Origin of the sequence: Methylomonas sp. 11b (assembly GCF_000515215.1) — a bacterium.
GTDB lineage: Bacteria > Pseudomonadota > Gammaproteobacteria > Methylococcales > Methylomonadaceae > Methylomonas.
Genome location: NZ_KI911557.1, coordinates 2339115 through 2353534, shown reverse-complemented (window position 1 = coordinate 2353534; position 14420 = coordinate 2339115). Strand labels below are relative to the sequence as shown.

Sequence of the window (14420 nt, the reverse complement as noted above, 5' to 3'; positions counted from 1 at the left end):
TAGGATTTTATAAATAAGGATAATTGACCGAATAAGTAACGGAGGGGTTCCCGAGCGGCCAAAGGGATCAGACTGTAAATCTGCCGGTTCTACCTTCGGAGGTTCGAATCCTCCCCCCTCCACCACCAAATTTAATGGGATCTGCGGGTGTAGTTCAATGGTAGAACTCCAGCCTTCCAAGCTGATTGCGTGGGTTCGATTCCCATCACCCGCTCCATTCTCGAGGTAATGGTACTCGCTCATATAGCTCAGTAGGTAGAGCACTTCCTTGGTAAGGAAGAGGTCACCGGTTCGAATCCGGTTATGAGCTCCAGATAAGGTTGATTGTTTCTGTTGTAGTTAGGGTGTTTCATAATGGCTAAAGAAAAATTTGAAAGAAAGAAACCGCACGTAAACGTTGGCACCATTGGTCACGTTGACCATGGTAAAACCACATTGACAGCGGCATTAACAAAAGTAATGGCGGAGCTGCAAGGCGGCGAGGTCAAGGCTTTTGATCAAATCGACAACGCCCCAGAAGAACGTGCGCGCGGTATCACTATTTCTACCTCACACGTAGAGTATGAGTCAGCCAACCGCCACTATGCCCACGTTGACTGCCCTGGTCACGCTGACTACGTTAAAAACATGATTACCGGTGCGGCCCAAATGGACGGAGCCATCTTGGTTTGCTCGGCTGCGGACGGTCCTATGCCGCAAACGCGCGAACACATCCTGTTGTCACGTCAAGTTGGTGTGCCTTACATTGTCGTGTTCTTGAACAAAGCAGATATGGTAGACGACGCCGAGCTGATTGAGCTTGTCGAAATGGAAATTCGTGAGCTGTTGAACCAATATGAATTCCCTGGTGACGATACCCCTATTATTGTGGGTTCTGCATTGAAAGCTTTAGAAGGCGAGCAAAGCGAAATTGGTGTACAATCCGTAGTCCGCTTGGTTGAAGCTCTGGATAGTTACATTCCTGAGCCAGAGCGTGCGATCGACGGCAAGTTCTTGATGCCCATCGAAGACGTGTTCTCAATTTCAGGTCGCGGTACCGTAGTAACCGGTCGTGTTGAGCGTGGCATCATCAAAGTGGGCGAAGCAGTTGAAATCGTCGGCATTAAAGACACCGTTCAAACGACCTGCACCGGTGTGGAAATGTTCCGCAAGCTGCTTGATCAAGGTCAAGCGGGTGATAACGTCGGTGTCCTGTTGCGTGGTACCAAAAGAGAAGATGTTGAACGTGGTCAAGTATTGGCGCATGTTAACTCCATCAAGCCACACGCTCACTTTAAAGCAGAGATTTATGTGCTGTCCAAAGAAGAGGGTGGCCGTCATACCCCGTTCTTCAATGGCTACCGTCCGCAGTTCTACTTTAGAACAACCGACGTAACCGGTGCGGTTGATTTGCCAGAAGGTGTGGAAATGGTGATGCCTGGTGATAACATCGCTGTTACCGTAAAACTAATCTCACCGATTGCGATGGAAGACGGCTTACGTTTTGCGATTCGCGAAGGTGGTCGCACCGTTGGTGCGGGTGTTGTTGCTTCTATTATCGAGTAATAACCGGTTTTGATTCAAAAAATATTTTCTGAATAGGTCAGTAGTTCAATTGGTAGAGCAGCGGTCTCCAAAACCGCAAGTTGGGGGTTCGAGTCCCTCCTGGCCTGCCATTCAGGGAATCTTCATAATTTAATTCAAGTTGACTAAATGAACGCACAGGCAGAAGAAGTCTCCTCAGTGGTGGACATCGTAAAGTTGGCTTTATCTCTGGTTTTTGTTGTTGCCGGCATATCAGCGTTCTACTATTTTTCTGATTTGCAGCTTCTTTATCGCGTTTTAGTTTTGGTGGCGGTTTTAGCGGCTGCTGTGGCTGTCGCTTTTACGACTGCTAAAGGTCGTGGTCTATGGGGTTTTATGCTGGAGTCCAAGCAGGAATTCAAGAGAATCGTCTGGCCCACTAAAGACGAAGCGGTTCGTACTACGCTAATGGTTTTTTTAATGGTCTTCATAGTAGGCTTAATACTGTGGCTGCTAGATATGTTTTTGTTTTGGGGTGTTCAGCTTTTGATGAGCCAGGGGATTAAATAATGGCACTTCGCTGGTATGTCGTTCACGCTTATTCCAACTTTGAAAATAAAGTCAAGCAAGCTCTGGAAGAGCGCATAAAACGTGAAGGATTGGAAGAATTTTTTGGAAAAATTCTGGTTCCTACCGAAGAGGTCGTTGAAATGCGTATGGGTCAGCAGCGTAAAAGTGAAAGAAAATTCTTTCCCGGATACGTGCTTGTGCAAATGGAATTGAATGACGAAACATGGCATTTGGTAAGGAACGTCCCCAGAGTATTAGGCTTTATTGGTGGGGCATCAGATAGGCCGTCACCGATCTCTGAAAAAGAAGCGATGGCAATATTAAATCGCGTTGAAGAGGGTGTGAATAAACCGAGGCCTAAAGTGTTGTTCGAAGTTGGGGAAGTTGTTCGGATTACCGATGGCCCATTTAAAGACTTCAATGGCAACATAGAAGAAGTCAATTACGAGAAAAGCCGGTTGCGCGTATCGGTTCTTATTTTCGGTCGATCTACACCAGTTGAATTAGAATTTGGACAGGTTGAAAAAGTCTAACCTACAATCCGAGATTTTTACGAATCCCTGTCATTTATGTGGCCGGGATTTTTGTTTGTTGGGGAGCTGAAAAGCGTTTGCACCCGTTAGGAGTATAAAATGGCAAAAAAAATTGATTCGTACATCAAGCTGCAAGTTAAAGCAGGTGAGGCTAATCCTAGTCCACCAATTGGTCCTGCATTGGGTCAGCGTGGTGTCAATATTATGGAGTTCTGCAAGGCGTTTAATGCGAGAACTCAAGAAGTTGAGAAAGGCCTGCCTTTGCCTGTTGTTATCACCGTCTATAGTGATAAAAGCTTTACTTTTATTACCAAGACGCCACCCGCTTCGGTTTTGTTGAAAAAAGCAGTGGGTATTAAAAGCGGAAGCAGCAAGCCCAATTCTAATAAAGTCGGCACGGTTTCGCGTGCGCAGTTGGAAGAAATCGCTAAAACCAAAATGGAAGACTTGAACGCAGCTAATTTGGAAGCGGCGATAAGAATTATTGCGGGAAGCGCTCGCAGCATGGGTTTGAACGTGGAGGGCGTGTAATGGCAAAAGTAACTAAAAAAGCAAAGGCTATCAAAGAAAAGGTAGTTAGAAGTAAACAATATTCGGTTGCCGAAGCGGTGGCTCTTTTAAAAGAGTTCGCGAATAGCAAGTTTGATGAGTCAGTGGATGTGAGTGTTAATTTGGGTGTTGATCCACGCAAATCCGACCAAAACGTTCGTGGTGCCTCCGTGTTGCCTAACGGGACTGGCAAAACGGTAAGAGTTGCTGTGTTTACTCAAGGCCCTAATGCTGATGCAGCGCGTGAAGCGGGCGCGGACATCGTCGGTATGGATGATTTGGCCGAGCAAGTGAAACGCGGCGAGATGAATTTCGATGTGGTTATTGCTTCACCTGATGCAATGCGCGTAGTTGGTCAATTAGGTCAAATTTTAGGTCCAAGAGGACTGATGCCAAACCCGAAAGTAGGTACCGTAACGCCTGACGTCGTTACAGCAGTCAAAAATGCCAAATCCGGGCAGGTTAGATACCGCACCGATAAATCAGGCATCATTCATTGCTCTATCGGCAAAGTGTCTTTCGATGAAACCTCACTCAAACAAAATCTGGAGTTTTTGATTTCAGATCTGAAAAAAGCCAAGCCTACGGCAGCGAAAGGCGTGTATCTGAAAAAAATTGCCCTGTCGTCGACTATGGGTCCAGGTTTGTGGATCGATCAAAGCAGTATCGATATTTAATAAATTAACAGTTGTAAGGCTTTGGGTTGCCGAGTTATCGGCAGCCGTCAAAGACCGTAGGTGCGAAAGCTTAATTTTCCTACGCAGACGGGAGCTGGAGCCGCAAAGTTGGTGAAAGGGACCGTGAAAGGGGCATCGAAAGATGCGTTTCATAGATCCGATGCATAATCGGAAAGTACCGGAGGTAGATGTGGCACTCAATTTAGATAGCAAAAAAGTTGTCGTAGAGGAAGTTGCTGAATTCGCCGCTAAAGCCCATTCCGCCATTGCGGCGGAATATCGGGGTTTGACAGTTACCGAATTAACGGAGCTGCGTAAAACCGCGAGAGAAACGGGCGTTTATTTGCGCGTAGTCAAAAATACACTGGCTAAACGTGCTGTCGCTGGGACTGAGTTTGAATGTATGCAGGAAGGACTGGTTGGTCCTTTAATTCTGGCATTTTCCATGGAAGATCCAGGCTGCGCTGCACGACTCATCAGCGAATTCTCCAAAGGCCATAACAAACTGATCGCTAAAGTAGTTGCGATCGGCGGACAGGCTTTTGATGGATCGGAGCTAGATAGATTGGCAAGATTGCCAACCCGTGATCAAGGTATCAGCATGCTGATGTCGGTCATGAAAGCACCGGTCGAGAAACTCGCGCGTACTCTGGCTGCAATCAGAGACGAGAAAGAAGCGGCATAATCTCGCGTTAACCAGTTAAAACTCATTAATTTTAGAGGAATACACAATGGCAATTTCACAACAAGACATCTTGGAAGCAGTCTCTAACATGACTGTTATGGAAATCGTTGATCTGATTTCAGCGATGGAAGAAAAGTTTGGCGTTTCTGCTGCTGCGGCAGTGGCGGTTGCAGCTCCTGTAGCGGCGGCTGTTGTTGAAGAGCAAACCGAGTTCGATGTTATCTTGACCGGTTTCGGCGAAAACAAAGTAGCGGTTATTAAAGCAGTTCGCGGATTGACAGGCTTGGGCTTGAAAGAAGCTAAAGACGCTGTTGAAGGCGCACCAACTACCGTTAAAGAAGGTGTCAACAAAGCCGAAGCTGAAGCGGCGAAAAAAGAGCTTGAAGAAGCTGGCGCAACTGCCGAAATCAAATAAGCATCTTGACTGCATACCAGGCATAAGCCTACCAAACCGGGCTGACGGCATTTTGCCGTCGGCCTTTTACTGTTTCTAAAACAGTAGTAAATAATCTCTGACGACGAAGGTATAGAAGCAATATGGCCTATTCTTTTACCGAAAAAAAGCGTATCCGTAATAATTTTGGGAAGGGTTCCGAAGTATTGGAAGTCCCCTATCTTTTGGCAACACAAATTGATTCGTATGCAAATTTTTTGCAGTCCGGCATAGAGCCGGATAAAAGACGTAATCAGGGGCTGCATGCCGCATTCTCCAGTGTTTTTCCGGTAGTAAGTCATTCCGGCTATGCCGTATTGGAGTACGTTAAATATCGCTTGGGGGAACCCGCATTCGATGTAAGAGAATGTCAACAGCGCGGTGCTACATTTTCAGCTCCGTTGCGCGTTTTAGTACGTTTAGTTATCTATGATAAAGACGCGCCTGCCAATACCAAGGTCGTCAAAGATATTAGAGAGCAAGAAGTTTACATGGGCGAACTTCCGCTAATGACCGATAACGGCACTTTCGTGATTAACGGTACTGAGCGGGTCATTGTGTCGCAGTTGCACAGATCTCCCGGTGTATTCTACGATCACGACAAAGGTAAAACCCATTCGTCCGGTAAATTGCTGTTCAATGCACGGGTAATACCGTATCGTGGCTCATGGTTGGATTTTGAATTCGATCATAAAGACGCCGTCTATGTGCGTATAGACAGACGTAGAAAAATTCCGGCTACTATTTTGTTACGGGCTTTGGGATATGAAAACGAAGAAATGATCAACATTTTCTTCGAAACCAACAAGTTCTCATTGAGCGCCGAAAAATTGATGTTCCACGTTATTCCGGATAGGTTGCGTGGTGAAATGGCTGTTTTCGATATTAAGCACGACGGTAACGTTGTTATCGAAGAAGGTCGCAGAATTACAGCGAAGCATGTTCGTCAACTGGAAAAGTCCGGTGTCACTGAAATCGAAGTGCCTAGAGACTATCTGTATGGAAAAATTCTGGGCCACAATGTTGTCGATAAATCCACTGGCGAGTTGTTGGCCAGTGTTAACGACGAAATCACCGATAATTTATTGCAAAAATTGATCGACGCAGGTGTTACCGAGATAAACACCCTGTATGTCAACGATTTGGATAGGGGGCCGTATATCTCCAATTCGATGCGCCTGGATACCACCACAAATCGCTTGGAAGCCTTGGTAGAAATTTATCGCATGATGCGTCCTGGCGAGCCTCCTACCGTCGAGTCTGCGGAAAATTTATTCGAAAACCTGTTTTTCACTGACGAGCGTTACGACTTGTCAGCCGTTGGACGGATGAAATTTAACCGTCGCCTGGGTCGTGAAGAGACAGAAGGCTTAGGGACTCTAAGCAAAGAAGACATCATCGATGTACTGAAAGAACTGATCAAGATCAGAAATGGTAACGGTACCGTAGACGATATCGATCATTTGGGTAACAGACGCGTACGTTCTGTTGGGGAAATGATTGAGAACCAGTTCCGCATCGGTTTAGTGCGAGTTGAAAGGGCTGTTAGAGAACGTTTGACTTTGGCGGATTCCGAAGGCTATATGCCGCAGGAAATCATCAATGCGAAACCAGTTTCCGCTGCGGTCAAAGAGTTCTTTGGTTCTAGCCAGCTATCGCAGTTTATGGACCAAAACAATCCGCTGTCGCAAGTCACTCATAAACGCCGAGTTTCGGCCTTGGGACCAGGTGGTTTGGCCAGAGAACGCGCAGGATTCGAGGTTCGTGACGTTCACACCACTCACTATGGTCGGGTTTGCCCTATCGAAACGCCAGAGGGACCGAACATCGGTTTGATTAACTCACTGTCGGTGTATGCTAGAACCAACGAATATGGCTTCCTGGAAACCCCTTATCGGAAAGTGGTCGATGGCAAAGTTACCGATCAGGTCGATTACATCTCTGCTATTGAGGAAGGCGAATACGTTATTGCGCAGTCCAGCGTTGCGGTTGACGAAAGCGGCAAATTGGTTGAAGGCTTAGTATCTTGCCGTTACAAAGACGAATTCACTTTGGCTTCCTCCGAAACTGTGCAGTATATGGACGTATCGTCCAAACAGATCGTTTCAGTGGCGGCATCGATTATTCCGTTCCTTGAGCATGACGACGCGAACCGGGCTTTGATGGGTTCTAACATGCAACGGCAAGCCGTTCCGACTTTGCGCGCTGAGAAGCCTTTAGTTGGTACCGGTATGGAACGCGTAGTGGCCAAAGACTCTGGCGTAACCGTCGTTGCGACTCGTGGCGGTCGTATCGAAGCGGTCGACGCTGCGCGCATCGTAGTACGTGCAAACGATAATGAAACGGTAGCTGGCGTACCAGGTGTCGATATTTATAACTTGATTAAATATACCCGATCTAACCAAAACACCTGCATTAACCAGAAACCACTGGTTAAACTCGGTGACATCGTTAGAGCCGGCGATATTTTGGCGGACGGTCCTTCCACCGACATAGGCGAATTGGCACTTGGTCAAAACATGTTGATCGCCTTTATGCCATGGAACGGTTATAACTTCGAAGACTCCATTTTGGTGTCCGAGCGTGTAGTGAAAGAGGATCGCTTTACCACTATTCATATCGAAGAAAAAACCTGCGTTGCGCGTGAAACCAAGCATAGTCCGGAAGAAATTACTGCGGATATTCCCAACGTCAGCGAAGAAGCCTTATCCAAACTGGACGAATCCGGCATCGTTTATGTGGGTGCGGAAGTCAAAGGCGGTGACATTCTGGTTGGTAAAGTGACGCCAAAAGGCGAAACGCAATTAACCCCGGAGGAAAAACTGCTGAGAGCGATTTTCGGTGAAAAAGCGGCCGACGTTAAGGATACTTCTCTGCGCGTACCCGGCAATGTTCGCGGCACAGTTATTGATGTTCAGGTTTTCACCCGCGATGGTGTGAAGAAAGACAAGCGAGCATTGGAAATCGAAGATGCGGAAATCAAGCGTTACCGGAAAGACTTGGACGACCAGCTGAAAATCGTCGAGCACGATATTTTTGCGCGGGTAAAAACTTTGTTAGCGGGTAAAAAGGCCGAAAAAGGCCCGAATGGCTTGAAAAAAGGCGAAGAGATTACTGCCGATTACCTCGATGGACTGGTTCCCTCAGAGTTGTTGAAAATTCGCACACAGGACGAAGATGTCAATGTGCAGTTGGAGACTGTTGCCGAGCATGTAGAGCAGCAACGTAAAGAGTTCGACGAACGTTTCGAGCAGAAAAAGAAAAAAATCACGATGGGCGACGATTTGGCGCCAGGTGTGTTGAAAATGGTCAAAGTGTATTTGGCCGTGAAAAAACGCATTCAGCCCGGCGACAAAATGGCGGGTCGCCATGGTAACAAAGGTGTTATCTCGCAAATCGTACCGATTGAAGACATGCCTTATACAGCTGACGGCAATCCTGTCGACATTCTATTAAACCCACTCGGTGTACCGTCGCGGATGAACGTTGGACAGGTACTGGAAACACATTTGGGTTGGGCTTCCAAAGGTTTGGGTATCAAGATCGGTAAGATGCTTGAAGCTCAAGCAAAAGTCGTCGAAATTCGTGGTTTCTTGGAGAAAATTTACAATTGCAGCGGTAGAAAAGAAGATCTTAATTCATTCACCGATAAAGAAATTTTGGAGATGGCGGTCAATCTGGTTGCCGGTGTGCCGATGGCGACTCCTGTATTCGACGGTGCTTCCGAAGAAGATATTCGCACCATGTTGCGTTTGGCGGATTTGCCGGAACATGGTCAGACCGTGCTTTACGATGGTTTGACAGGTGAGCCGTTCGAGCGTGAAGTTACCGTGGGTTACATGTACATGCTGAAACTGAATCACTTGGTGGACGACAAAATGCATGCACGTTCAACCGGTCCATATAGTTTGGTAACACAACAGCCTTTGGGCGGTAAAGCGCAATTCGGTGGCCAACGTTTTGGTGAGATGGAGGTCTGGGCGCTCGAAGCTTACGGTGCCGCTTATACGTTACAAGAAATGTTGACGGTCAAATCCGACGACGTCACAGGCAGAACCAGAATGTATAAAAACATTGTCGATGGCAATCATTCAATGGAAGCCGGCATGCCGGAATCATTCAATGTCTTAGTGAAAGAGATTCGTTCGCTAGCAGTGAATATCGAAATGGAACAAGATTAATTCTGTTCTTTGCGAGATAGATTCTGGACAATATCGGATAACATTTAAAGGGGATAAGCTCTTGAAAGATTTAATGAATTTCTTAAAACGTCAAGGTCGTACAGATGATTTTGACAATATCCGCATTGGATTGGCTTCGCCGGACATGATTCGCTCTTGGTCTTATGGTGAAGTTAAAAAGCCTGAGACAATCAATTACCGTACCTTTAAGCCGGAACGTGATGGCCTGTTTTGCGCCAAGATTTTTGGACCGATCAGCGATTACGAGTGTTTGTGCGGTAAATACAAGCGCCTAAAACATCGCGGTGTCATCTGCGAAAAATGCGGAGTCGAAGTTACCCTGTCTAAGGTGCGCCGGGAACGAATGGGCCATATCGATTTGGCCAGCCCGGTTGCGCATATTTGGTTTTTGAAATCACTGCCATCTAGGATTGCTTTGTTGTTAGACATGACCCTGCGTTCTATTGAGCGGGTGTTGTATTTCGAAACATTCGTAGTGATCGATCCCGGCATGTCGCCTTTGGAAAAAGGCCAGCTGCTGACCGACGAAGAATACTTGAACGCCGTTGAAGAGCACGGCGATGATTTCGTGGCAAAAATGGGTGCAGAAGCCATCTATGATTTGCTCAAATCAATTGATTTAAAAGAAGAAATCAACACGTTGCGTGAAGAAATCAATGCGACGAATTCCGACACCAAAATCAAAAAATATTCGAAACGTCTGAAAGTTATCGATTCTTTGCTGGCTTCGAATAATCGTCCTGAGTGGATGATTATGACAGTATTGCCAGTATTGCCACCCGAATTGCGCCCATTGGTGCCGCTGGATGGTGGTCGCTTTGCGACGTCTGATTTGAATGATTTGTATCGCCGGGTGATCAACAGAAACAATCGTTTGACACGCTTGTTGGATCTGAACGCGCCAGACATTATCGTTCGCAACGAAAAACGCATGCTGCAAGAGGCTGTCGATGCCTTGTTGGATAACGGTCGCCGCGGTCGTGCTATCACCGGTAGCAACAGACGCCCGTTGAAATCTTTGGCCGATATGATCAAAGGTAAGCAGGGTCGTTTCCGGCAAAACTTGTTGGGTAAACGTGTCGATTACTCGGGACGTTCGGTTATCGTGGTCGGCCCGACATTAAGACTGCATCAGTGCGGCTTGCCAAAAAAAATGGCACTGGAGCTGTTTAAACCTTTCATTTTTAGCAAATTGCAGCTACGCGGTTTGGCGACAACGATCAAAGCTGCCAAAAAAATGGTAGAACGGGAAGGCGCCGAAGTGTGGGATATTCTCGAAGAGGTAATTCGCGAACACCCTGTGCTGTTGAATCGTGCCCCGACTTTGCATAGATTGGGTATTCAAGCATTCGAGCCGATTTTGATCGAAGGCAAAGCCATTCAGCTGCATCCATTAGTTTGTAGTGCGTTTAACGCAGACTTTGACGGCGACCAAATGGCCGTGCATATTCCGTTGTCGATCGAGGCTCAGCTCGAAGCGCGTACCTTGATGATGGCGACTAACAATATTTTGTCACCCGCCAACGGTGAGCCTGTAATCAATCCGTCCCAGGACGTGGTATTGGGTTTGTATTACATCACGCGTGAGAAAATCAATGCGGTAGGCGAGGGTAGCGTATTTGGCGACTTGTCTGAGGTGATGCTAGCTCTCGACGCTAAAGCTATTGAATTACAGAGTAAAATTGAAGTACGCGTGACGGAGAAATTGAAAACTCCGGAAGGCGACTTCGAAACCATCGTGACTAGAAAGAAAACCACAGTAGGGCGCGCAATTGTTTGGGGCATAGTCCCCGATGGCATGCCATACGAATTGGTCAACGTTGATATGACCAAAAAGAATATTTCTCGGTTGATCAACTATAGCTACCGCTATCTGGGTATCAAAGAAACCGTGATGTTGGCAGATAAGATCATGTACCTGGGATTTAAATACGCCACGCGTTCCGGCGTATCCTTCGGTATTGAAGACATGGAAATTCCGGTCAAAAAAGCCGATATCATCCGCTCAGCCGATGCCGAAGTTAACGAAATCCAGAATCAGTACGCCTCAGGCTTGGTTACCGACGGCGAGCGCTACAACAAGGTTGTCGATATTTGGTCCCGTGCCAATGACCAGGTCGCGAAAGTGATGATGGAAGGTTTGGGTGAAGACGAAGTTGTCAACTCAAAAGGCGAGAAAGTAAAACAAAAGTCGTTCAACTCTATCTTTATGATGGCTGAATCCGGTGCGCGGGGTTCTGCGGCACAGATTCGGCAGTTGGCGGGTATGCGTGGTTTGATGGCTAAGCCGGATGGCTCCATCATCGAGACCCCAATTACCGCGAACTTCCGTGAAGGTTTGGACGTATTACAGTACTTCATTTCAACCCATGGTGCGCGTAAAGGCTTGGCCGATACCGCTCTGAAAACCGCTAACTCGGGATATTTGACTCGTCGTTTGGTTGACGTCGCGCAGGATTTGGTGATTGCCGAATCCGATTGCGGTACGCAAAACGGCCTGACTATGATGCCGATTATCGAAGGCGGTGATGTCGTCGAGCCATTGGTCGATCGTGTACTGGGGCGGGTTGCTGCAATGGATGTAACTGATCCAGCCGGCAACAACGTCTTAATTCCTGCCGGCACCATGATTGATGAAAATCTGGTCACGGTTCTGGAGGATAACGGCGTCGATAAAATGTTGGTACGCTCAGTAATCACATGCGAGTCTCGTCAAGGCGTTTGCGCCAAATGCTACGGTCGCGATTTAGGGCGCGGCCATTTAGTTAATATTGGCGAAGCTGTTGGCGTTGTAGCGGCGCAGTCGATCGGTGAGCCGGGTACTCAGTTAACGATGCGGACGTTCCACATCGGAGGTGCTGCCTCCCGGTCTGCCGCGGTCAGTAACGTGCAAGTTAAATCGAGCGGTACTGCGAAGCTCAATAACTTGAAAACTGTGAAGAACAGAGAAAACAATCTTGTAGCCGTGTCGCGGTCGGGCGAGGTTGGGGTGATGGACGATTACGGTCGTGAGCGCGAACGTTACAAAATACCTTACGGTGCTGTATTGTCGGTTGGTGACGGTAGTCCGGTCAGTGCCGGCGATATCATTGTTAATTGGGATCCGCACACTCACCCAGTTATCACCGAAGTAGACGGTTTTATTCAACTGATCGATTTTATGGACGGTATTACTGTTCAAGAACAATCGGATGACGTAACTGGCTTAACCTCGCGCGTGGTTACCGATCCTAAGCAAAGAAGCTCGGCTGGTAAAGAGTTGCGGCCTATGGTTCGTCTTCTCGATGAGCAGGGTGGGCAAATCAATTTGCCGGGAACTGATATTCCAGCCCAATACTTCTTGCCGGCAGGCGCTATCGTCGGTGTTAAAGACGGTGGGGAAGTAAAGGTTGGTGACGTTTTGGCGAGAATTCCGCAAGAGTCTAGTAAAACTCGGGATATTACCGGTGGTTTGCCACGGGTCGCTGACTTGTTTGAAGCGCGTAAAACCAAAGATCCTGCGATTTTAGCCGAGGCAACCGGTATGGTCTCCTTTGGTAAAGAAACTAAGGGTAAGCAGCGCGTCATCATCACTGATTCGGAAGGCGAGCAATATGAAACACTGATTCCAAAGTGGCGGCACATCACTGTGTTCGAGGGTGAGTTTGTCGATAAAGGCGAAACCATTGCTGAAGGTGAATTGACCCCGCATGACATCTTAAGATTACGTGGTATCGAAGAGTTGGCTGACTATCTGGTAAAAGAAATTCAGGATGTCTATCGTTTACAAGGTGTGAAAATCAATGACAAGCACATTGAGGCAATCATCCGTCAAATGCTCAGAAAAGTTGAGATTACCGCGTCTGGTGATACCGATTTTGTTAAGGGAGAGCAGGTCGAGCGCACCATGATTAACGCGGTTAACGACCAGGTTGAAAGAGAAGGGAAAATTCCGGCTAGCTACGATTCTTTGCTATTGGGCATCACGAAAGCATCGTTGGCCACTGAGTCATTTATTTCGGCGGCGTCGTTCCAGGAGACAACTCGTGTATTGACCGATGCTGCGGTAAGGGGTATCAGCGATAGCTTGAATGGCTTGAAAGAGAACGTAATTGTTGGGCGTCTCATTCCAGCGGGTACTGGTTTGGCTTACCATGAACAACGGCGTAAGAGAAGAGCTGCGGACTCTGGCTCCAGCTCAGAAACGGCTACCCAGGCCATTGAAGCGGTTGACGTTGAAGAGGCTTTGAAACAAGCATTGAATGTAGAGTAGAGATTCTCAAAAATGCTTGACCTGGTTCTATTGTAAAGGTATTATGTTCTGCTCACATCAGCCAATAGGTTTGGGCGGAGCTATATTGATCTGTGATTGCGCAGATTTCTTTATTGCTTATTAAACATTGCATATTCGGAGTAGTTAAGAATGGCCACGATCAATCAATTGGTCCGTAAGCCTCGTGCTAAAAAAATAGAGAAGACTAACGTTCCGGCGTTGGAAGCTTGTCCGCAAAGACGCGGGGTTTGTACCAGGGTTTATACCACAACCCCTAAAAAGCCGAACTCGGCTCTGCGTAAAGTTGCAAGGGTGAGGTTGACCAATGGTGCCGAGGTAAGTAGTTACATCGGTGGTGAGGGTCATAATCTTCAGGAGCATTCCGTGGTGTTGATCCGGGGTGGTCGTGTAAAAGATTTACCTGGTGTTCGCTATCACGTGGTTCGGGGAAGTCTCGATACTTCTGGTGTTAAGGATAGAAAATGTGGTCGCTCCAAATATGGCGCGAAAAGACCTAAGAAATAAAAGGTTGATAACAGATGTCAAGAAGAAGAGTTGCTGCAAAAAGAGTCATTAATCCGGATCCGCGTTTTGGTAGCGATATGTTGTCAAAATTCATGAATATGATCATGGAGGATGGTAAGAAGTCTGTCGCTGAGAAAATTGTTTACGGTGCGTTGGATGTCATTGAAGGTAAAGGCCATAAAGAGTCTTTAGATTTGGTTGCAAAAGCACTGGAAAATGTCCAGCCACGGGTTGAGGTTAAATCCCGCCGGGTTGGTGGTGCGACTTATCAGGTGCCTGTAGAGGTGCGTCCTGCTAGAAGGTTGGCGTTGTCGATGCGGTGGTTAATTGATGCTGCGCGCAAGCGCAACGAAAGAACAATGGCTGCTAAGTTGGCAGGTGAGTTGTTGGATGCATCGGAAGGTCGTGGAGCGGCAGCAAAGAAACGCGAAGATACGCATAGAATGGCGGAAGCGAATAAAGCGTTTGCTCATTATCGCTGGTAATAAAGT

11 protein-coding genes and 4 tRNA genes are annotated in these 14420 nt (G+C 47.2%); all 15 read left to right on the top strand.

What is annotated here, in order from left to right; all coding sequences use genetic code 11:
• Positions 1-40: 40 nt before the first annotated feature.
• The 15 genes from METH11B_RS0111370 (at position 41) to rpsG (ending at position 14414) form a co-directional block, all read left to right on the top strand.
• A tRNA-Tyr gene (locus METH11B_RS0111370) sits at positions 41-125 on the top strand.
• 18 nt (positions 126-143) lie between these two features.
• A tRNA-Gly gene (locus tag METH11B_RS0111365) sits at positions 144-217 on the top strand.
• Between the two features lie 20 nt (positions 218-237).
• A tRNA-Thr gene (locus METH11B_RS0111360) sits at positions 238-313 on the top strand.
• A gap of 41 nt (positions 314-354) precedes the next feature.
• A complete protein-coding gene (gene tuf / locus METH11B_RS0111355) occupies positions 355-1545 on the top strand; it encodes an elongation factor Tu (RefSeq protein WP_020484790.1) in 1191 nt (396 codons plus the stop codon).
• A 34-nt stretch (positions 1546-1579) separates the two neighbouring features.
• Positions 1580-1655: transfer RNA gene (locus tag METH11B_RS0111350), tRNA-Trp, on the top strand.
• A gap of 37 nt (positions 1656-1692) precedes the next feature.
• The gene (gene secE, locus METH11B_RS0111345) at positions 1693-2073 is read left to right on the top strand and encodes a preprotein translocase subunit SecE (protein WP_020484791.1); all 381 of its coding nucleotides are present in this window, start codon (positions 1693-1695) and stop codon (positions 2071-2073) included.
• Positions 2073-2606 carry a transcription termination/antitermination protein NusG gene (nusG, locus tag METH11B_RS0111340; protein ID WP_020484792.1) on the top strand — a complete coding sequence of 178 codons (534 nt, stop codon included), beginning with the start codon at positions 2073-2075 and terminating at the stop codon, positions 2604-2606. The genes secE and nusG overlap by 1 nt, the downstream gene beginning before the upstream one ends.
• A gap of 99 nt (positions 2607-2705) precedes the next feature.
• A complete protein-coding gene (rplK, locus tag METH11B_RS0111335; RefSeq protein ID WP_020484793.1) occupies positions 2706-3137 on the top strand; it encodes a 50S ribosomal protein L11 in 432 nt (143 codons plus the stop codon).
• The gene (gene rplA / locus METH11B_RS0111330) at positions 3137-3832 is read left to right on the top strand and encodes a 50S ribosomal protein L1 (RefSeq protein WP_020484794.1); all 696 of its coding nucleotides are present in this window, start codon (positions 3137-3139) and stop codon (positions 3830-3832) included. Before rplK ends, rplA begins: the two co-directional genes overlap by 1 nt.
• 190 nt (positions 3833-4022) lie before the next feature.
• A complete protein-coding gene (gene rplJ, locus METH11B_RS0111325; RefSeq protein WP_026147170.1) occupies positions 4023-4517 on the top strand; it encodes a 50S ribosomal protein L10 in 495 nt (164 codons plus the stop codon).
• A gap of 46 nt (positions 4518-4563) precedes the next feature.
• Positions 4564-4932 carry a 50S ribosomal protein L7/L12 gene (rplL, locus tag METH11B_RS0111320; protein WP_020484796.1) on the top strand — a complete coding sequence of 123 codons (369 nt, stop codon included), beginning with the start codon at positions 4564-4566 and terminating at the stop codon, positions 4930-4932.
• 122 nt (positions 4933-5054) lie between these two features.
• The gene (gene rpoB / locus METH11B_RS0111315) at positions 5055-9131 is read left to right on the top strand and encodes a DNA-directed RNA polymerase subunit beta (RefSeq protein WP_026602124.1); all 4077 of its coding nucleotides are present in this window, start codon (positions 5055-5057) and stop codon (positions 9129-9131) included.
• Between the two features lie 73 nt (positions 9132-9204).
• Entirely contained in the window at positions 9205-13404 is a 4200-nt protein-coding gene (rpoC, locus tag METH11B_RS0111310; protein ID WP_026602123.1) for a DNA-directed RNA polymerase subunit beta', read from the top strand.
• A gap of 150 nt (positions 13405-13554) precedes the next feature.
• Entirely contained in the window at positions 13555-13929 is a 375-nt protein-coding gene (gene rpsL / locus METH11B_RS0111305; RefSeq protein ID WP_013820393.1) for a 30S ribosomal protein S12, read from the top strand.
• Between the two features lie 14 nt (positions 13930-13943).
• Positions 13944-14414, top strand: coding sequence for a 30S ribosomal protein S7 (gene rpsG / locus METH11B_RS0111300; protein ID WP_020484799.1), 471 nt, complete (start codon positions 13944-13946; stop codon positions 14412-14414).
• Positions 14415-14420: the final 6 nt, after the last annotated feature.

Coding starts and splice junctions, on each gene's coding strand:
- rpsG (WP_020484799.1), top strand. CDS start 13,944: ATGTCAAGAAGAAGAGTTGCTGCAAAAAGAGTCATTAATCCGGATCCG.
- rpsL (WP_013820393.1), top strand. CDS start 13,555: ATGGCCACGATCAATCAATTGGTCCGTAAGCCTCGTGCTAAAAAAATA.
- rplA (WP_020484794.1), top strand. CDS start 3,137: ATGGCAAAAGTAACTAAAAAAGCAAAGGCTATCAAAGAAAAGGTAGTT.
- rplL (WP_020484796.1), top strand. CDS start 4,564: ATGGCAATTTCACAACAAGACATCTTGGAAGCAGTCTCTAACATGACT.
- nusG (WP_020484792.1), top strand. CDS start 2,073: ATGGCACTTCGCTGGTATGTCGTTCACGCTTATTCCAACTTTGAAAAT.
- secE (WP_020484791.1), top strand. CDS start 1,693: ATGAACGCACAGGCAGAAGAAGTCTCCTCAGTGGTGGACATCGTAAAG.
- rplK (WP_020484793.1), top strand. CDS start 2,706: ATGGCAAAAAAAATTGATTCGTACATCAAGCTGCAAGTTAAAGCAGGT.
- tuf (WP_020484790.1), top strand. CDS start 355: ATGGCTAAAGAAAAATTTGAAAGAAAGAAACCGCACGTAAACGTTGGC.
- rpoC (WP_026602123.1), top strand. CDS start 9,205: ATGAATTTCTTAAAACGTCAAGGTCGTACAGATGATTTTGACAATATC.
- rpoB (WP_026602124.1), top strand. CDS start 5,055: ATGGCCTATTCTTTTACCGAAAAAAAGCGTATCCGTAATAATTTTGGG.